15 protein-coding genes, 1 pseudogene and 1 riboswitch are annotated in these 18,154 nt (G+C 72.6%); of the genes and pseudogenes, 14 read left to right on the top strand and 2 right to left on the bottom strand.

All coding sequences use genetic code 11. The features are described from left to right. The 3 genes and pseudogenes from SSNG_RS14220 to SSNG_RS14210 all read left to right on the top strand — a co-directional run. Nucleotides 1-413, top strand: a pseudogene (locus SSNG_RS14220) (SAM-dependent methyltransferase); the annotation flags it as partial. Between the two features lie 106 nt (nucleotides 414-519). Continuing rightward, nucleotides 520-1,221, top strand: a complete 702-nt coding sequence (locus SSNG_RS42085) for a hypothetical protein (RefSeq protein WP_007264528.1) — start codon at nucleotides 520-522, stop codon at nucleotides 1,219-1,221. Beyond that, nucleotides 1,218-2,732 carry a serine/threonine-protein kinase gene (locus SSNG_RS14210; protein ID WP_007264527.1) on the top strand — a complete coding sequence of 505 codons (1,515 nt, stop codon included), beginning with the start codon at nucleotides 1,218-1,220 and terminating at the stop codon, nucleotides 2,730-2,732. Before SSNG_RS42085 ends, SSNG_RS14210 begins: the two co-directional genes overlap by 4 nt. Nucleotides 2,733-2,750: 18 nt before the next feature. Here the strand turns inward: SSNG_RS14210 and SSNG_RS14205 are convergent, their stop codons facing one another. After that, nucleotides 2,751-5,060, bottom strand: coding sequence for a YfhO family protein (locus SSNG_RS14205; protein ID WP_241695049.1), 2,310 nt, complete (start codon nucleotides 5,058-5,060; stop codon nucleotides 2,751-2,753). Between the two features lie 273 nt (nucleotides 5,061-5,333). On the opposite strand from SSNG_RS14205, the gene SSNG_RS14200 reads away from it, so the two are divergent. Further along, nucleotides 5,334-5,960, top strand: coding sequence for a SurA N-terminal domain-containing protein (locus SSNG_RS14200; protein ID WP_042801002.1), 627 nt, complete (start codon nucleotides 5,334-5,336; stop codon nucleotides 5,958-5,960). A 28-nt stretch (nucleotides 5,961-5,988) separates the two neighbouring features. Next, nucleotides 5,989-7,008, top strand: a complete 1,020-nt coding sequence (locus SSNG_RS14195) for a nucleoside triphosphate pyrophosphohydrolase (protein WP_007264524.1) — start codon at nucleotides 5,989-5,991, stop codon at nucleotides 7,006-7,008. Here SSNG_RS14195 and SSNG_RS14190 read toward each other — a convergent pair. Beyond that, on the bottom strand, nucleotides 7,005-8,204 hold the full coding sequence (locus SSNG_RS14190) for a globin domain-containing protein (protein ID WP_241695048.1): 1,200 nt from the start codon (nucleotides 8,202-8,204) through the stop codon (nucleotides 7,005-7,007). The two genes, SSNG_RS14195 and SSNG_RS14190, sit on opposite strands and share 4 nt — an antisense overlap. 170 nt (nucleotides 8,205-8,374) lie before the next feature. Between SSNG_RS14190 and SSNG_RS14185 the strand changes: the two genes are divergently transcribed. From SSNG_RS14185 to SSNG_RS14145, 9 genes are all read left to right on the top strand, one after another. Beyond that, entirely contained in the window at nucleotides 8,375-9,619 is a 1,245-nt protein-coding gene (locus SSNG_RS14185) for a cytochrome P450 (protein ID WP_042803492.1), read from the top strand. Nucleotides 9,620-9,746: 127 nt separating this feature from the next. Continuing rightward, nucleotides 9,747-10,826 (top strand): transglycosylase family protein, encoded by a 1,080-nt coding sequence (locus tag SSNG_RS14180; protein ID WP_007264521.1) that lies wholly within the window; start codon nucleotides 9,747-9,749, stop codon nucleotides 10,824-10,826. A 275-nt stretch (nucleotides 10,827-11,101) separates the two neighbouring features. Then, a riboswitch (cyclic di-AMP (ydaO/yuaA leader) is annotated at nucleotides 11,102-11,274 on the top strand. A 2-nt stretch (nucleotides 11,275-11,276) separates the two neighbouring features. Beyond that, the gene (locus tag SSNG_RS14175) at nucleotides 11,277-12,014 is read left to right on the top strand and encodes a transglycosylase family protein (protein ID WP_007264520.1); all 738 of its coding nucleotides are present in this window, start codon (nucleotides 11,277-11,279) and stop codon (nucleotides 12,012-12,014) included. Between the two features lie 316 nt (nucleotides 12,015-12,330). Beyond that, a complete protein-coding gene (eno, locus tag SSNG_RS14170; protein WP_042801000.1) occupies nucleotides 12,331-13,617 on the top strand; it encodes a phosphopyruvate hydratase in 1,287 nt (428 codons plus the stop codon). A 127-nt stretch (nucleotides 13,618-13,744) separates the two neighbouring features. After that, entirely contained in the window at nucleotides 13,745-14,233 is a 489-nt protein-coding gene (locus tag SSNG_RS14165) for a septum formation initiator family protein (protein WP_007264518.1), read from the top strand. A 50-nt stretch (nucleotides 14,234-14,283) separates the two neighbouring features. Further along, nucleotides 14,284-14,838: a DUF501 domain-containing protein gene (locus tag SSNG_RS14160; protein ID WP_042800999.1), complete on the top strand. Its 555-nt coding sequence runs from the start codon at nucleotides 14,284-14,286 to the stop codon at nucleotides 14,836-14,838. Further along, nucleotides 14,835-15,776 carry a Ppx/GppA phosphatase family protein gene (locus SSNG_RS14155; protein WP_007264516.1) on the top strand — a complete coding sequence of 314 codons (942 nt, stop codon included), beginning with the start codon at nucleotides 14,835-14,837 and terminating at the stop codon, nucleotides 15,774-15,776. The genes SSNG_RS14160 and SSNG_RS14155 overlap by 4 nt, the downstream gene beginning before the upstream one ends. A 226-nt stretch (nucleotides 15,777-16,002) precedes the next feature. Beyond that, nucleotides 16,003-16,266 carry a hypothetical protein gene (locus SSNG_RS14150; RefSeq protein ID WP_129593306.1) on the top strand — a complete coding sequence of 88 codons (264 nt, stop codon included), beginning with the start codon at nucleotides 16,003-16,005 and terminating at the stop codon, nucleotides 16,264-16,266. A 455-nt stretch (nucleotides 16,267-16,721) separates the two neighbouring features. Further along, nucleotides 16,722-18,107 (top strand): NAD(P)/FAD-dependent oxidoreductase, encoded by a 1,386-nt coding sequence (locus tag SSNG_RS14145; protein WP_042800997.1) that lies wholly within the window; start codon nucleotides 16,722-16,724, stop codon nucleotides 18,105-18,107. The last annotated feature ends 47 nt before the right edge of the window (nucleotides 18,108-18,154 follow it).

Below are 18,154 nucleotides of genomic sequence, written 5' to 3'. Positions count from 1 at the left end.
TCGAGACCCTCGTCGCCGAACCCGGTGACGTCGTCGTCCCCGTCGTCGGCGCCCTCTCCGCCGCCCGCGTCGTCACCGAGGACCCCGCCAGCGGAGCCGGCGCCGTCATCGGCCGCAACCTCCAGCTGCTGCGCCCCGACCCGGCCGCCCTCGACCCCTGGTTCCTCGCCGGGTTCCTGCGCGGCACCGCCAACACCCGCCGCGCCAGCAGCCACGCCTCCACCGCCACCCGCCTCGACGTGCGCCGGCTCCAGCTGCCCCGGCTGCCCCCCGCCGAACAACGGCGCTACGGGGCGCGCTTCCGGGCCCTCGCCGAGTTCGAGGACGCCCTGAGGCTGGCGGGACGCCTGGGGGAGCAGCTCGTACAAGGCCTCTACGACGGACTGTCGGACGGCAGCGTCACACCGGAGTGACCGTGCTGCGACCCTGCAACGGTTGGGTCCATCCCCTCACGAACGGCCGGAAACGCTGTATACGCTTCGAGCCGTCACCTTTCCGCACGGCCCGTCAGGAGCACCGATGCACGGCCCCGGCATCCCGCCGCAGCAAGGCCCCCACGGCCACCGGCCCCTCTCCGGGGCCGCGATGACGCTGCGCGTGCTCTTCACGGCGCTGCCCGTCCTCAGCTGCGGTTTCTTCGCCTGGGGCTCGATGCTGCGGCTCGCCATCCTCACCCGCAAGTCCCGGGACTGGGCCCTGCTGGTGCTGAGCCTGGCGCTGTCCGTCGTGTGGATCGTCCTCATCGAGCTCGACCCGACGGAGAAGACGGACGGCTGGCAGGGCAACCTCGGCGCCGGTGGCTCGATCTTCACCGGCTTCGCCATCTGCGTGTACTACCTCGTCGCCGACATCAAGCACCACGAGGCCAAGGCCCTGGCGCCCGCGCCCGCGCCCGCACCCTGGTACCCGCCCGCGCCGCCGGCCCCGTACGCCCAGCACCAGCAGCCCCAGCCCCAGCAGCACCAGCAGCCCGGCCTCCACCAGCCGCAACCCCCGCACCAGACCACCCCCGGCTACGGCTACCCGCCGGCCGGACAGCACGGCGCACAGCCGCCCGTGCCCCCGCAGCAGCCCGCCACGCCCCCGCGCCTCGGCCAGGTCCGCGCCGAGCTCGACGAGCTCAGCGAACTCCTGCGCCAGCAGAACCCGCCCAAGCCCCCGCAGCCCGGCGGCCCCTACCAGGACCCGAACACCACGGCGTTCCAGGACCCGCAGCGGTGACCGAACCGGAACGCCTCATCGGCGAGCGCTACCAGCTCGCCACCATCCTCGGCCAGGGCGGCATGGGCCAGGTGTGGACCGCCTACGACCGCCGCCTCGACCGCCGCGTCGCCGTCAAGCTGCTGCGCCCCGACAAGGTCGCCGGCCCCGGCACCGTCGCCGAGGAGCTGCGCCGCCGCTTCGTGCGCGAATGCCGCGTCACCGCCCAGGTCGACCACCCCGGCCTCGTCACCGTCCACGACGCCGGCAGCGACGGCGACGAGCTGTACCTCGTCATGGGCTACGTCGAGGGCTCCGACCTCGCCGACCACCTCGCCGAACACGACCCCTACCCCTGGCCCTGGGCCGTCGCCGTCGTGGCACAGCTGTGCGCGGTGCTCTCCGCCGTCCACGCGGTACCGATCGTCCACCGCGACCTCAAGCCGCGGAACGTGATGATCCGCCCCGACGGGACCGTCCTCGTCCTCGACCTCGGCGTCGCCTCCGTGATGGACACCGACACCACCCGCCTCACCAGCACCGGATCCCCCATCGGCAGTCCCGCCTACATGGCCCCCGAACAGGCCATGGGCGGCGCCGTCGGCCCCTACACCGACCTGTACGCCCTCGGCGTGCTGCTGTACGAACTCCTCAGCGGCGGCGTCCCCTTCGCCGGCACCACCGCCCTCGGCGTCCTCCACCGCCACCTCTACGAACCCCCGGCCCCGGTCCGCCCCCTGCGCCCCGAGATCCCCGCCGAGCTGGAAGCCGTCCTGCTGCGCCTCCTCGCCAAGGACCCCCAGGACCGCCCCGGCTCCGCCCAGGAGGTCTACGAGGCCCTCGTACCGCTCCTCCCCGCCCCCGGCAGCCGCCACCCGGCCGGCCCGCTCGACCCCACCCGGCCCTTCCTGCGCCCCCAGGCGCCCTGGCCCGACCGGGCCGCCGCCGTGCCCCCGCGCCCCGCCGCGCCCCCGGCGCCGCCCCGCCCCGACTTCCCCGGCGCCGTCGACGAGGTCCGGGGGCTCCTGGACCAGGGCCGGATCACCCAGGCCGTGGACATCCTCGGCAACATCCTCCCCGCGGCCGCCGCCGAGCACGGCGAGCACTCCCCGGTCGTCCGCAGCCTGCGCAAGCAGTACGCCGCCACCCTCATGGACGACGGCCAGTACCGCCGCGCCCTCCCCGAACTGCGCCGCCTCGCCGACCAGTTCCCCGCCGGGGACCCCCAGTCCCTGCGGTTCCGCTACGACGCCGCCCAGTGCCTGGAGCAGCTCGGCGAGCCTGCGGCGGCCCTCGCGGAGTACCGCTCGCTGCTGCCCCTGTTCGAGAACCACTACGCCAACCCGGACCCGGGCCTGCCGCTGGAGGTCCGCCGGCGGATAGCGCACCTGCTGCTCTCCCTCGGCGACCGCCCCGCCGCCCACGACACCCTGGTCCGCCTCCTCTACGACGCCGACCGCGTCCACGGCCCCGCCCACCCCCTCCCGGTCGAGATCCGGCGCACCCTGCAATGGCTGGGCCAGGTGCGGTGACCGCCACGCCGGGGACTCCTACACCACCGCGCCCGGGCCCCGCTGACGCCGCCGCAGCGCCATCCCGGCCGCCACGAGTACGGACACCCCCGCCACGGCCACCCCGGCCGGCAGCCCCGGCGGGCTGAACTCGCAGGTCACCGTGGTGGTGCGGCCGTCCAGCGGGACGGCGAGCAGGCCGAGGCGCGATCGCCCCGGGCGGCCGTCGCAGCTCCAGCCCGCGATGGCCGGCACCGACACCACCGCCGTGCCCGTGCTGCCCGGGGGCAGGGTGGCGGTCAGCCTCGACGAGGTGACCCGGACGCCGGTGGCGGCCTTCGCCCGCAGCCCGGCCACCGCCGCGCCCAGCCGGGCCCCGTCCAGGCAGGACAGCGCCCACCGCGCGGGGGCCGGGCGGTCGAAGACGAGCTTCGAGGCGGGCCCGCGCGAGAGGCCCAGCGACTGGAGCGCCGCCCGGTTCTTCGGCGGGTTCCCGTTCAGCTTGAAGGGGCGACCGCCCGCCAGCCGGGCCGTCGCGTTGTACTCCGGCGCCCACAGGAACGCCTCCGTCCCCGCCCGGCACACCCCGGGCGCGAGCGGGTCCTCGTACACCTTCGCGCCCAGCAGCAGCTCCTGGTTGGCGAACGGCGACTCCCCGTACGCCCCGGGCACCTCGGCCGGGTGGACGGTGACCAGCGGCAGGGCCTCGGTGCGGGCGACCGTGCCGTCGGGCTTCAGCCGGGCACCCACCGCGAACAGCGCGTCCGTCACCGGGTTGTCCAGGCTCTGCACGCTGCGCCCGCGCGAGGTGGAGCCCGCGCCGAGCGCCGTCATCGTGCGCGTGAACACGTCCGGGGTGTGGCTGCTGTAGTACGCGCCGCCCTCACCGCCCAGCAGCAGCGGGTCGTTGCCCGACAGCGCCGGCCGGCCCGCGTCCGTCCGGTACGCCGGCCAGCCCTCCGCCCCGGCCAGGGCGCGGGCCCGCGTGGTGTGCGCCCGGCTCCAGGAGGGGTAGTCGTCCAGCCCGGCCAGCTTGCCCTGGTGCCCGTACGCCGTCGCCGCCGCGGCCTGCGCCACCAGCACCGCCGCGAGCAGTCCCGCCGCCGCCGGGCGCAGCCGCCGCCGGCCCAGCGCCCGCCAGGCGGCGGTGCCCAGGAGCAGCCCGCCCGCGAACAGCGCGTACCCCCACGGCGTCACCAGGGCGCTGCCGCCCGCCCACAGCGCGGCCGCCGTCAGCAGTGCGCCGCCCGCCGCGAGCGCCCGCAGCCCGGGCACGCCCGCGGCGAGACCCGTCCAGGCGGCGATCACCGCGATGCCGGCCAGCACGAACGTCTGCCGGTACGCGCTGCCGTTCGGGGTGGCGAAGAGGTGCCACAGCAGATGGGTCGGCTCCCACTGCAGGGACAGCGCCACCGCCACCACCAGCCCCGCCCACCAGCAGCGGGTACGGACCGGCAGCGCCCGGTGGAACGGCAGCGCCGCCACCAGCAGCAGGGTCCCCGTCCCGACGAACACGGCGGGGGAGTTGAAGGAGTACGTGGCCGGCAGCAGCCGGGCGAAGAAGTCGGACCACGGCACCGGCCCGAACTCCTTGGACCAGCCCGGGTAGGCCTGCTTCGTACTGAGGAACAGCGGCACCAGCACCGGCGCCGACAGCCCGATCCCCAGCAGCGTCGTCACCGCCGCCCGCCCGACCACCAGGGCCCGCTCGCGCGCCCCCTCCCGGCTCAGCACCACCCGCACCACCAGCACCAGCGCCGCGCCGAGCGTGGCCATGTACGCGGTGTAGAAGTTGGCGGTCCACCCCACCGCGACGACCAGCACCCCGAGCACCGGCCGCCGCCCGCGCAGCGCCCACTCGCCGGTCAGGCACAGCAGCGGGAAGGCGACGAGCCCGTCCAGCCACATCGGGTTGTACGCGGCCTCGATCACCGACCACCCGCACAGCGCGTACGAGGCCCCCAGCAGCCCCGCCGCCCACCACGGCCCGCGCCGCTGGGTCCGCAGCAGCCAGGCCATCGCGGCCGCGGCGGTCGCCGTCTTCAGCACGGTCACCACGTACACCGCGAGGTCGACGTCCTCGCGCGGGAACAGCGCCACCAGCACGGCGAAGGGACTCGTCAGATAGGTCCCGAGGTCGGGGAGGAAGCTGGTGCCGTACCCGGACTGCCAGTTGAACAGCAGCCCGCCCTCGGCCCGCCCGTGCAGCAGGTCCCACAGATGCGCGTGGAACGGCACGAACTGGTTGCCGAGGTCGTTGACACTGCGATGGCGCCGCCCGTACGGGAACACCCGCGCGACGGCGTCCCCACCGCACACGGCGACGGCGGTGACGACGGAGGCGAACACCGCCCCGAACACTCCTGCCCGCCGCCCGGACCCGCGCGGGACCTGTGTCGCGGGCCGTTCCGGAGTCTGAGGCTGGGCGAGCTGAGATGTCGGCATGGTGCTCCGACGATCTCAGGAACGGAGGACTCCGCGGTGACCGGGGAGTGAATTCGTAGCCCAACACCGCCGGAATCGTTGGTCGAACCGGTGGCTCGGGCCACCCTGACTGCATACCATCGATCACCGCAAGGCCCTTGTGCACCGAAGCACAATCTCCCGGCCCTGGAGGCTCCTTTGCACCGTCGCACTGCGCTCTCCGTCTCCGCCGTCCTGCTCGCGGCGGCCCCCCTGCTGACCGCGTGTTCCGGGGAGACCCGGCCCGGTACGGCCGCCGTCGTCGGGGGTGAGCGCATCACCACCTCGGCGCTCCAGGCCCAGGTCGGCGACGTGCGCGCCGCGCAGGACAAGTCCGAACAGGGTGCGCAGCTGATCGGCGCGACCGCCGGGCTGGAGCGGCTGAAGCTGAACAAGATGATCCAGAGCGCCGTCCTGGAGCGGGCCGCCGAGGACGCCGGGCTGAGCGTGAGCCCGAAGGAGGTCCAGGACGTCCGCAAGGCGCAGCTGGAGCAGCTGGGCGGGGAGAAGGCGCTGCGGGACGCGGCGCTCCAGCAGGCGCAGCTGGCGCCGGGGCAGATCGAGGCGGACACCCGTTTCAAGCTGCTGCGGGACAAGCTCTTCGCGCACTACGGCAGCCAGGACAAGGCGCTGGCCAAGCTGGGGGAGGCGGCGAAGGCGCTGCACATCGAGGTCAACCCGCGGTACGGGCGCTGGGACGCGCAGCAGATCCTGCTCGGGGACCAGGAGACGCCGTGGATCACCCAGCGGACCCGGCCCGAGCAGGCGGCACCCGCCGGAGCCTGAGGGCCGTGGCCGGAGGTAGGTTCGGGGGGTGAACGACACCCCCGCCTCCGCCTCCGCCGCCGCGCCCGCCGAGCCCACGGGCCGGATCGTCCTGCTGACCGCCAGCCACCGGGTCGCCCCGGGGCTGCTGTCCTGGCCGGCCTGGCAGACCCTGCACGCCGCGGACCGGGTGCTGTGCGCCGACCCGGGCCACCCGCAGCTGCCGTACCTGCGCGAGGCGGGGGTCGAGGTGGAGCAGGCGAGCCCGGACGCGCACGAGCTGGTCGCGGCGTGTGCCGGGGGCCGTACGGTCGTGGTGCTGCCGTCCGGGGAGGGTGACCAGCGGCTGACGGACGGGCTGGCCCGGCTGGCCGGGTCGGGCCGGGTCGCGATGCCCGACCTGGAGCTGCTGCCCGGTTCGTACGACCTGCCGGGGGCGCGGCTGCTGGACCTGGTGCAGGTCATGGACCGGGTGCGGCGGGAGTGCCCCTGGACCTCGCGGCAGACCCACGAGGGGCTGGTGAAGTACGCCATCGAGGAGGCGTACGAGCTGGTGGAGGCGATCGAGGACGGCGACCGGGACGCGCTGCGCGAGGAGCTCGGCGACGTGCTGCTCCAGGTGGTCTTCCACGCGCGGATCGCCGAGGAGGCGGGCGGCGGCGAGGACGGGGCGGAGGCCTTCTCCATCGACGACGTCGCGGGTGACCTGGTCGACAAGCTGATCCGGCGCCACCCCCATGTGTTCGGGGACGCCACCGCCGACTCCCCCGAGGACGTCAGCGCCCACTGGCAGGCCACCAAGGCGGTGGAGAAGCAGCGGGAATCGGTCACCGACGGGATCCCTCTGGGCCAGCCGGGCCTGGCCCTGGCGGCCAAGCTCGCCGGGCGGGCCCGTGCGGGCGGGCTGGCCGTGGAGCTGCCCAGGGGCGAGGGCATCGGGTACGAGCTGCTGGAGCTGGCGGCCCGCGCCGAGGCGTCGGGGACCGACCCGGAGACGGCGCTGCGCGCGGCGGCCCGCGTCTACCGGGACGCGATCCGGGCGGCCGAGGGCGCCGAAGACACCGACTAGTCGCGCGGGGCGCGGGCCGAGGGGTTGTGCCAGTGCGGTGACGGCCGGTGCAGGAACCACTCGCCGAAGCCCAGCGGGCGGGGGCGCTGGGAGCCGGGGACGGGGACGGCGTCGTGGAAGAGGCGGTCGGGGCGGGCTCCGAGTTCCCGGAGGAGGTGGGAGGTCTCCTCGACGAACACGGCCGGCCCGCTGAGGTAGACGTCCTGCTCCCGCCACAGGGCGCGGTTGCCGAGGGCGGTCGCCAGCCGGTCGGTGGCCTGGTTGCGGTGCTGCCCGGGGGCGGGGGTGATGTAGGTGACGCCGAGCCAGCGGCAGGCGGCGGCGTGCCGGTCGATCAGGGGACGGTCGTAGAGGTGTGCGGCGTCCCGTGCGACGACGAAGAGGCGTACGTCGTGGTCGGGAGGGTGCTGGAGGAGTTCCTCCAGCAGGGCGCGTACGGGAGCCCAGCCGGTGCCGGCGGCGATGAGGGTGAGGGGGCGGTCCTCGCGGCGCAGGGTGAGCCGGCCGCCGGGGGCGCCGAGCCGCAGGACCTCGCCGGGCAGGACGTCGCGGACCAGGGCGGTGCTGAGGCGGCCGCCGTCGATGCGGCTGACGTGCAGGTCGACGGTGCCGTCGGGGCGGGGGGCGTTGGCGAGGGAGTAGGTGCGCCAGGTGGTCGGCACGCGGGCGCTGCTCACGCTGACGTACTGGCCGGGCCGGTAGGTCAGGGGGGTGCGCGGTGCGAGGGTCAGTACGCCGATGTCCTCGCCGTACTGGAGGTGGCGTACCACCTCGGCCTCCCACCAGGGGGGTTCGTCGCTGCCGGCGGCGCCGGCGGTCATGGCGTCGGCGATGACCTGGTAGGCCTCGTACCAGGCCTTCTCGACGGCCGGGGTCCAGGCGTCGCCGGAGGTCTGGGCGAGGGCGGCGATCAGGCTGGTGCCGACGGCCGCGTAGTGCTCGGGGCCGACGAGGAACTTGCGGTGGTCGCGTCCGAGGTCGCGCAGATAGGGGACGAGGGTCCCGCTCTCCAGGTGGGTGACGACGTGGGTGAGCGCGGCGAAGAGCCGGTCGCGCTGGCGTTCCATGTCCTCGGCGGAGGACGGGAAGAGCTCGCGGAGTCCGGGGTTGTGCCAGAAGAGGTGGGAGTAGAAGTACTTGACCGCGTGCTCGGCCCTTCTCTCCACCACCGCGAAACTGCTTTTCAAGATCCTCACGTCCACAGAACCGAAAGTAGGAATGTCGCAGAACCTGACGTCAAGTGATGTCCGATCTGCGGACAGCCGCGACGAAGCGGCCATAAGGGATGGCCGGTGGCGAGCCGGGATACGGTCGACGGGTGCACGATCAGACCTCCGCCGCCCAGCCCGATCCGTCCCTCACGGAGATGCCGACGCTCTTCGACTGGGAGTTCGCGACCGACCCGTATCCGGCCTACGCCTGGCTGCGCGAGAACTCCCCGGTGCACCGCACCCGGCTCCCCAGCGGGGTGGAGGCCTGGCTGGTGACGCGGTACGCCGACGCCCGCCAGGCCCTCGCGGACCAGCGGCTGAGCAAGAACCCGGCGCACCACGCGGAGCCGGCGCACGCCAAGGGCAAGACCGGGATCCCGGGGGAGCGCAAGGCGGAGCTGATGACGCACCTGCTGAACATCGACCCGCCGGACCACACCCGGCTGCGTCGGCTGGTGTCGAAGGCGTTTACCCCGCGGCGTGTGGCCGAGTTCACTCCGCGCGTGCAGGAGCTGACCGACCACCTGATCGACCAGATCGTCGAAAAGCAGCACAGCGCCGCGAAGGGGGAGGCGGACCTCATCCACGAGTTCGCGTTCCCGCTCCCCATCTACGCCATCTGCGAGATGCTCGGCGTACCGCGGGAGGACCAGGACGACTTCCGCGACTGGGCCGGGATGATGATCCGGCACGGCGGCGGGCCGCGCGGCGGGGTCGCCCGCTCGGTGAAGCAGATGCGTACCTATCTCGGGGAACTGATCCACCGCAAGCGGGACGATCTGGGCAACGACCTCATCTCCGATCTGATCCGGGCAAGTGACCACGGAGACCATCTGACGGAGGCGGAGGCCACGGCGATGGCCTTCATCCTGCTCTTCGCCGGCTTCGAGACGACCGTGAACCTCATCGGCAACGGCATCCACTCCCTCTTCATGAACCCGGACCAGCGCGAGCGCCTCCAGGCCTCCCTCGCGGCCGGGGAGAGCGCGCTGCTGGAGACGGGCGTCGAGGAACTGCTGCGGTACGACGGCCCCGTGGAGCTCGCCACCTGGCGGTTCGCCACCCGGCCGCTGACCCTCGGCGGGCAGGACGTCGAGGCGGGGGACCCCGTGCTGGTGGTCCTCGCGGCGGCCGACCGCGACCCGGAGCGGTTCGCCGACCCGGACACCCTGGACCTCTCCCGGAGCGACAACCAGCACCTCGGATACGGCCACGGGATCCATTACTGCCTCGGCGCTCCGCTGGCCCGTCTCGAAGGGCAGACGGCGCTCGGAACTTTGCTGAAGCGTCTGCCGGATCTGGAACTTGCGATTCCCCCTACGGACCTGCGCTGGCGCGGCGGGCTCATCATGCGGGGCCTGCGCACCCTCCCCGTCCGCTTCACAGTCCCGAACGGTTGAGGGCGCGGGGCAAGCCGGACTGACTGAAAGTCAGTTCCCACATCGGTCCACCGTCGAACTTGTGACATCCGTTCGAAGGCGGCTAGGTTCTGCCGTTACCCCGCCGTTATGCGAAAGGTGCAGTCTCATGCTTCCCGGGAACGGCCGCCACAGACGCCCCCGCCAGGTACCCGCGATCGTCGTCACCGCAGGAGTCACCGGCTCCGCGCTGGCCATGCCGCTGCTCGCCGCCACAGGCGCGAACGCGGCCGACACCGCCACGTGGGACAAGGTCGCCGACTGCGAGAGCGGCGGCACCTGGAGCGCGAACTCCGGCAGCGGCGCCTACGGCGGCCTGCAGTTCACCCTGGAGCAGTGGCGCAACGCCGGCGGACTCGCGTACGCGGAGCGCCCCGACCTCGCCAGCCGCTCCCAGCAGATCGCGGTCGCCGAGCGGGTGCTGGCCTCCCAGGGCCCCCAGGCGTGGCCGCTGTGCTCTGCCTCGGCCGGGCTGACCCAGCAGGGCCCCGCGCCCGAGGTGGACCCGGGCGACAAGCTGAACCCCGGTCCCGTGGCGCCCACCCCGACCCGGCCCGACGACTCGGTGCCGAAGACGGGCAAGGGCAAGCCCTCCACGGACTTCGGGGCCCCGACGCCGGCGCCGGGCACCGCGTCCAACCCGAGCGGGCTCCCGGACTACCCGCTGGGTCCCTCCAGCGGACTGCCCGTCATGCCCGAGCCGGACTTCACGGTCCAGCCCACGACGCCCGGCACGCCCACGCCCGGCACGCCCACCCCGGGCACGCCCACGCCGGGTACGCCCACGCCGGGTACGCCCACGCCCACGGCGCCGGGCACCCCGACGGCTCCGGGCGCCACCCCGACGGCCCCGGCCACCCCGGGTGCCACTCCCGCCCCGGGCGTCACGCCCACCGCCCCGGCCACCCCGGGCGCCACGGCGGGCACCCCGTCCGACGCGGCGGCGGACGGCTCGGGCAAGCACCGCGGCCCGGCCGCCATCGAGGTGCAGGCGGCGCCTGGCACGGCGGCAGCGCCCGCCGCGGACCCCGTCTACACCGTGAAGCCGGGTGACAGCCTTTCGGACATCGCGAAGGCCAAGGGCGTCGAGGGCGGTTGGGGCGAGCTCTACAAAGCCAACGAGCAGGTCATCGGCGGGGACGCGGACCTCATCAAGCCCGGGCAGAACCTGGATCTAACCAAGAAATAGAGGGCAGTTCGGACATCCATTAAGAGTTGAATGTCCGTTATCGCCAAATGAGACATGCATCTCTTCCGGACAACTGGCGTGTCTCGTTCCGGAACTGTTGCAAACCCCCTTCTCACCTGCACAAACGCGCTCTCCAGGATGGCAAGTAGGCCGGTTTCTCCCCAAAATCACACGTTGAACATCGGGGAGAGACCTGTCTACCTTCTGAATCGCTCGCCACCGCGGGCTCCTTCGACCGCATCGCCGAATCCTGCCGGCGGACGGAGGGAACAGTCGTCGCGCAAGCGCCGAAGGCAGGAGCGGGGGAACCAAGGTAGGCGCCGGGAAAGGCCGTTGAGAGACGGCCCGCGTACCGGCTAGGGGTGAAGACACGCGCCGCGCCGCGTGACCGGGCAACTCATCCGCCCGAACCCGACAGCTCACCTCGAAGGCGTCGGTGAGGAGAACTCCATGCTGCTTTCCGGCAAGGGCAAGCACCGCCGCGGCTCCAAGGCCGTCCGCATCGTCACGCTCGCCGGTGTCGCCGGTGTCGCCGTCGCGGCCCCGCTGATGGCCGCCGGTACCGCCAGCGCCGCCACCTCGGCCGAGTGGGACAAGGTCGCCGCCTGCGAGTCCGGCGGCAACTGGTCCATCAACACCGGCAACGGCTACTACGGCGGTCTGCAGTTCTCCGCCTCCACGTGGGCCGCGTACGGCGGCAAGGCGTACGCCTCGCAGGCCAACCAGGCCACCAAGGGCCAGCAGATAGCCATCGCCGAGAAGGTCCTCAAGGGCCAGGGCAAGGGCGCCTGGCCGCACTGCGGCGTCGGCCTGTCCAACTCCGCGTACAACGGCGGCGGTTCGACCACCCCGGCCAAGCCGAAGCCCGAGACGAAGCCGGCCCCGGCCAAGCCCGCTCCGGCCAAGCCGGCCCCGGCGAAGCCCGCCCCGGCCAAGCCGTCCACGCCGAAGGCCGAGACCGAGACCAAGGGCTCCGGCTCCGGCTCCGGCAACTGGACCCCGGCCAAGCCGTCGACCGGTACCCCGGCCACCGGTGGGACCTACACGGTCAAGGAAGGCGACACCCTCGGCACCATCGCCGACGCCAACAAGGTCAAGGGCGGCTGGGAGAAGCTCTTCGAGCTCAACAAGGACACCGTCTCCGACGCCGACCTGATCTTCCCGGGTCAGAAGCTGAAGCTGGCCTGAACGTCCGCGTAACACTCGCGGCACCCCGCAGCATCCCCACCGCCCGGCGCGTATCCCCCCACGCGCCGGGCGGCGGCGTGTCGTCCGCCGGTCACCGCATTCCGGAACCGGAGCACCGGCTTCCGCCGCCCCGCCACCCGGCGAGCACGCGAAATCAAGGGTCCTATGTCCCGGAAGACGGGTATTCGGACCCTTTTTCGTCCCAGGAGCCGGGCGGTCGGGCAGCCCACACCCCGGAGCCGGTTAGGCTCTAGTCGGCAAGGCCGTCCCACGGCCCACACGCCACCGCACACCCAGCGTCACATCCCAGAAGGAGATGCTCGTGCCGTCCATCGACGTCGTCGTAGCCCGGGAAATCCTGGACTCCCGAGGCAACCCCACGGTCGAGGTCGAGGTGGGCCTCGACGACGGCAGCACCGGCCGTGCTGCCGTTCCGTCCGGCGCCTCCACCGGTGCCTTCGAGGCCATCGAGCTCCGTGACGGTGACCCCAACCGTTACATGGGCAAGGGCGTGGAGAAGGCCGTCCTCGCCGTCATCGAGCAGATCGGGCCGGAGCTCGTCGGTTACGACGCCACCGAGCAGCGCCTGATCGACCAGGCCATGTTCGACCTCGACGCCACCGACAACAAGGGCTCGCTCGGCGCCAACGCCATCCTCGGCGTCTCCCTCGCCGTCGCGCACGCCGCGTCCGAGGCCTCGGACCTGCCGCTCTTCCGCTACCTCGGCGGCCCGAACGCGCACCTGCTGCCCGTTCCGATGATGAACATCCTCAACGGTGGGTCGCACGCCGACTCCAACGTCGACATCCAGGAGTTCATGATCGCCCCGATCGGCGCGGAGTCCTTCTCCGAGGCGCTGCGCTGGGGTGCCGAGGTCTACCACACCCTCAAGAAGGTCCTGCACAACAAGGGCCTCTCCACCGGTCTCGGTGACGAGGGCGGCTTCGCCCCGAACCTGGAGTCCAACCGCGCCGCGCTCGACCTCATCATCGAGGCGATCAAGCAGGCCGGCTACACCCCGGGCAAGGACATCGCGCTCGCGCTCGACGTCGCCGCGTCCGAGTTCTACAAGGACGGCAAGTACGAGTTCGAGGGCCAGTCCCGCTCGGCCGCCGAGATGACCGACTACTACGCCGAGCTCGTCGAGGCGTACCCGCTCGTCTCCATCGAGGACCCGCTGTTCGAGGACGACTGGGCCGGCTGGAAGACCATCACCGACCGCCTGGGCTCCAAGGTCCAGATCGTCGGCGACGACCTCTTCGTCACCAACCCCGAGCGCCTCGCCCGCGGCATCGAGGAGGGCTCCGCGAACGCCCTGCTCGTGAAGGTGAACCAGATCGGTTCCCTGACCGAGACCCTCGACGCCGTCGAGATGGCCCAGCGCAACGGCTTCAAGTGCATGATGTCGCACCGCTCCGGCGAGACCGAGGACGTCACCATCGCCGACCTCGCCGTCGCCGTGAACTGCGGTCAGATCAAGACCGGCGCCCCGGCCCGCTCGGACCGCGTCGCCAAGTACAACCAGCTGCTGCGCATCGAGGAGATCCTCGACGACGCCGCCGTCTACGCCGGCCGCAGCGCCTTCCCGCGCTTCAAGGGCTGACACCGCCTCAGGGCGGCGACCCCGGGGGGGACACCCCTGGGGTCGCAGCCTCCGTACGTCCCCGCACTCGGTCCCGTACCGTGTGCGGGGACGTATTGCGTAGTGCGCGCACAGGGGAGGCGGGACCATGGCCGGGAACCGGGATCGGTTCTCCACCTTCTCGACGGCGACCCGGCTCAAGCAGCTCGGCGAGCGGACCGCGGCCCACGTCTACCGCTCGCAGTCCCGCCGGCACATCCGCCGCAGCCGGCTCACCGGCCGCGCGGCACTGCTGGTCCTCGTCCTCTGTACGCTGGTCGTCGCCCTCGCGTATCCGATGCGCCAGTACGTGTCCCAGCGCTCGGAGATCACGGACCAGCAGCGGGCCGCCGACACCGCGCGCAAGCGCCTCGAACAGCTCCGCGACGAGAAGGCCCGCTGGCAGGACCCCGCCTACGCGGAGCAGCAGGCGCGCAGGCACCTGCACTTCCTGCGCCCGGGGGAGATCGGCTACATCATGACCGACCCCGGGGCCGCGGCCCCGGAGCACCGCCGCGGCGGCCAGGACGGTTCCGACCGCCCCTGGTACTCCAACGTCTGGGACGGCGTCGACAAGGCCGACCGCCCCGGCGAATGACCACTGACCCACCCATCACGCACGACCGAACGAAGAGACTTCCTCCAGGCATGCAGACGCCCCCGCCCCAGACCGACCGGACCGAGCCGACCGACGCGGACATCGAGGCGTTCGAGCAGCAGCTCGGCCGCCCGCCGCGCGGGCTGCGCGCCATCGCGCACCGCTGCCCCTGCGGCCAGCCGGACGTCGTCGAGACCGCACCCCGGCTGCCCGACGGCACCCCCTTCCCCACGCTGTACTACCTGACGTGCCCGCGCGCGGCCTCCGCGATCGGCACGCTGGAGGCCAACGGCGTCATGAAGGAGATGCAGGCCCGGCTCGCCGAGGACCCGGAGCTCGCCGCCGCCTACCAGAAGGCGCACGAGGACTACATCCAGCGCCGCGACGCCATCGAGGTGCTCCAGGGCTTCCCGAGCGCCGGCGGCATGCCGGACCGGGTCAAGTGCCTGCACGTGCTGGTGGGCCACTCGCTGGCCGCCGGCCCCGGCGTGAACCCGTTCGGCGACGAGGCACTGGCCATGCTGCCGGAGTGGTGGGCCAAGGGCGCCTGCGTCACCCCGTGCGGGGAGAAGAAGGCAGAGGAGACCGGGGAGGGGGCCGCATGACCCGGGTCGCGGGCATCGACTGCGGTACGAACTCCATCCGCCTCCTGGTCGCCGACTGCGACCCGGCCACCGGCGAGCTCGTCGAGCTCGACCGGCGGATGACGATCGTCCGGCTCGGCCAGGGCGTGGACAAGACCGGCCGGCTGGCCCCGGAGGCGCTGGAGCGCACCTTCGCGGCCTGCCGCGAGTACGCCGGGGTGATCAAGGAGTTCGGCGCCGAGCGGGTGCGTTTCGTGGCCACCTCGGCCTCGCGCGACGCGGAGAACCGGGACGAGTTCGTCCGCGGCGTGCTGGACGTCCTCGGCGTCGAGCCCGAGGTGATCTCCGGCGAGCAGGAGGCGGAGTTCTCCTTCACCGGCGCCACCAAGGAGCTCGTCGCGCACGAGCACCTGGAACGGCCGTTCCTGGTGGTGGACATCGGCGGCGGCTCGACCGAGTTCGTCGTCGGCGAGGACCGCGTACGGGCGGCCCGCTCGGTCGACGTGGGCTGCGTCCGGATGACCGAGCGCCACCTGGTGGTGGACGGCGAGGTCACCGACCCGCCGACCGGGGCGCAGATCGCCGCCATGCGGGCCGACATCGAGGCGGCCCTGGACCTGGCCGCCGAGACGGTCCCGCTGGCCGAGGCCCGCACCCTGGTGGGCCTCGCGGGCTCGGTGACCACGGTCGCCGCGATCGCGCTCGGCCTGGACGAGTACGACGGGTCGGTGATCCACCACTCCCGGATCTCCTACGAGCAGGTGCGCGAGATCAGCGGGCGCATGCTGACCGCCACCCACGACGAACGAGCCGCCATCCCCGTGATGCACCCGGGGCGGGTCGACGTGATCGGCGCGGGCGCCCTGGTCCTGCTCGCGATCATGGAGCGCACCGGCGCCACCGAGGTCGTGGTCTCCGAGCACGACATCCTGGACGGCATCGCCTGGTCCGTGGCCTGATCCGGCACGGCGGCGAGGGCCCCCGCGGACCGCGGGGGCCCTCGCCGTTCCCGCCCCCCTCCCGGCCCGGCGGCGGACACCGGCCCCGAGCGGCTACTTGCCCTTGGCCCAGCTGGTCCACCCTCGGTATGGACAGGCCCAGCAGTTCCCCCACCTCCCTGAGGGTCCGCCCCTGGCGCAGTTCCAGCACCGCGGCGGTCCGGGCCTGCCGCGCGGAGCGCACGGCGTGGGGCAGCAGGTCGTCCGACAGCAGGCGCGCCGCGCGCTCGCGCTCCAGCGGGTCCTGGATGCCGTCGAGGTGGGCGAGGGCGGCACCGATGTGCTCGGCCATGAGGGCGCGCAGCTCGGTGAGCCGTGCTTCCAGGGTGTCCTTTTCGATCATGGGTTCAGCGTACGAGCGGGCCGGGTCCCGGTGGCCCGCTTCGGCCACCCCCGCCTCGACCGGTTCCCGGGCGGCCGTGCAGCGTTCGTCGTGCGGCCGTGCGGCTGAACATCGTGTTCCGCCCGATGGGTGGCTGGTGGCCGGGGGGAGGGGGGCCGGTGCGGCGGCAGTGCGGGGGCCGTACGGGACCCCTGGAGCGGCCGAAAGCGCCCCTCTGGAAACGAGGTTCGTGAAGTTCTTCACAAGGAAAAAGGGTCCGTTGGGTCAACGAGGAGCCCCATCGGAGCCATTCCGGGGGTCGCAGGGCCGTTTCGGCACCTGTTTGTGCGATGCGCGGCCGCGACGGGTTTCGTATCAGAGGTAAGGACGAAACCCAGTGGTCCAGTCCGGTTGGGGCCTTGGAGGCCAGTTCAGACCGGGTGAACAACGACTCCCGTTATACGTTGGTTCCCGTTGCGCGCCATGATCTGGGTCACGCGGGCCGCGCAGTGTAGCAGAGACCTTGTGGCACCTTGTGAAGGGGCTCACGAGCGTCACCCCTTGGGGTGCTGGATACTCGTTCCATGAGCACCACGGAGCGTCCCAGGATCCTCGTAGTAGGAGGTGGGTACGTAGGTCTGTACGCGGCCAAGCGCATCATGAAGAAGATGCGCTACGGCGAGGCGACCGTCACGGTCGTCGACCCGCGGTCGTACATGACCTACCAGCCCTTCCTCCCCGAAGTGGCCGCAGGCAACATCTCGCCTCGGCACGTTGTCGTCCCGCTGCGACGCGTGCTGCCCAAGGCTGAGGTTCTCACCGGCCGGGTCACCACCATCGACCAGGACCGCAAGGTCGCCGTCGTCACGCCGCTGGTCGGCGAGGCGTACGAGCTGCCCTTCGACTACCTGGTGATCGCGCTCGGCGCCGTCTCCCGCACCTTCCCGATCCCCGGCCTGGCCGAACAGGGCATCGGCATGAAGGGCGTCGAAGAGGGCATCGGTCTGCGCAACCACGTCCTCGAGCAGCTCGACAAGGCGGAGTCCACGACGGACGAGAACGTCCGCCGCAAGGCCCTCACCTTCGTCTTCGTCGGCGGCGGCTTCGCCGGCGCCGAGACGATCGGCGAGGTCGAGGACATGGCCCGCGACGCCGTGAAGTACTACTCCACGATCAAGCGCGAGGACATGCGCTTCATCCTGGTCGACGCGGCGGACAAGATCCTTCCCGAGGTCGGGCCCAAGCTCGGCACCTGGGGCAAGGAGCACCTGGAGTCCCGCGGCATCGAGATCTACCTCAGCACCTCCATGGACTCCTGCGTGGACGGCCACGTGGTGCTGAAGAACGGCCTCGAGGTCGACTCCAACACCATCGTGTGGACCGCGGGCGTCAAGCCGAACCCGGCGCTGGCCCGCTACGGCCTGCCGCTGGGCCCGCGCGGCCACGTGGACACCGCCCCGACCCTCCAGGTCCAGGGCACGGACTACATCTGGGCCGCGGGCGACAACGCCCAGGTCCCGGACGTCGCCGCCCGCAAGGCCGGCGTCGAGAACGCCTGGTGCCCGCCGAACGCCCAGCACGCGCTGCGCCAGGCCAAGGTCCTCGGCGACAACGTGGTCTCCGGCATGCGGGGCTTCCCGCAGAAGGAGTACTCGCACTCCAACAAGGGTGCGGTGGCGGGTCTCGGCCTCCACAAGGGCGTCGCGATGATCGTCATGGGCAAGATGAAGATCAAGCTCAAGGGCCGGCTCGCCTGGTACATGCACCGTGGCTACCACGGCATGGCCATGCCGACCTGGAACCGCAAGATCCGTGTCTTCGCCGACTGGACCCTCGGCATGTTCCTCAAGCGCGAGGTCGTCTCCCTCGGAGCGCTGGAGACCCCGCGCGAGGAGTTCTACGAGGCCGCCAAGCCGGCGCCGGCTCCGGCCGCCGCCGCTGCCCCGGCCGAGAAGGCCAAGGCCTCCTGACCCGGGCCCGTCCGGCAGGAAACCGAGCACGACCCCGAAGGGGCCGC

The organism is Streptomyces sp. C (assembly GCF_000158895.1).
In the GTDB taxonomy this organism is placed as follows: Bacteria; Actinomycetota; Actinomycetes; order Streptomycetales; family Streptomycetaceae; genus Streptomyces; species Streptomyces racemochromogenes.
The sequence above is the reverse complement of the archived record's forward strand: the minus strand, read 5'-3'. Positions and strand labels throughout refer to the sequence as shown.

Bases quoted from the DNA above. Each gene is read 5' to 3' on its own strand.
- SSNG_RS14145 (WP_042800997.1), top strand. From the start codon at position 16,722: ATGAGCACCACGGAGCGTCCCAGGATCCTCGTAGTAGGAGGTGGGTAC.
- eno (WP_042801000.1), top strand. From the start codon at position 12,331: ATGCTCGTGCCGTCCATCGACGTCGTCGTAGCCCGGGAAATCCTGGAC.
- SSNG_RS14155 (WP_007264516.1), top strand. From the start codon at position 14,835: ATGACCCGGGTCGCGGGCATCGACTGCGGTACGAACTCCATCCGCCTC.
- SSNG_RS14180 (WP_007264521.1), top strand. From the start codon at position 9,747: ATGCTTCCCGGGAACGGCCGCCACAGACGCCCCCGCCAGGTACCCGCG.
- SSNG_RS14165 (WP_007264518.1), top strand. From the start codon at position 13,745: ATGGCCGGGAACCGGGATCGGTTCTCCACCTTCTCGACGGCGACCCGG.
- SSNG_RS42085 (WP_007264528.1), top strand. From the start codon at position 520: ATGCACGGCCCCGGCATCCCGCCGCAGCAAGGCCCCCACGGCCACCGG.
- SSNG_RS14185 (WP_042803492.1), top strand. From the start codon at position 8,375: ATGCCGACGCTCTTCGACTGGGAGTTCGCGACCGACCCGTATCCGGCC.
- SSNG_RS14160 (WP_042800999.1), top strand. From the start codon at position 14,284: ATGCAGACGCCCCCGCCCCAGACCGACCGGACCGAGCCGACCGACGCG.
- SSNG_RS14175 (WP_007264520.1), top strand. From the start codon at position 11,277: ATGCTGCTTTCCGGCAAGGGCAAGCACCGCCGCGGCTCCAAGGCCGTC.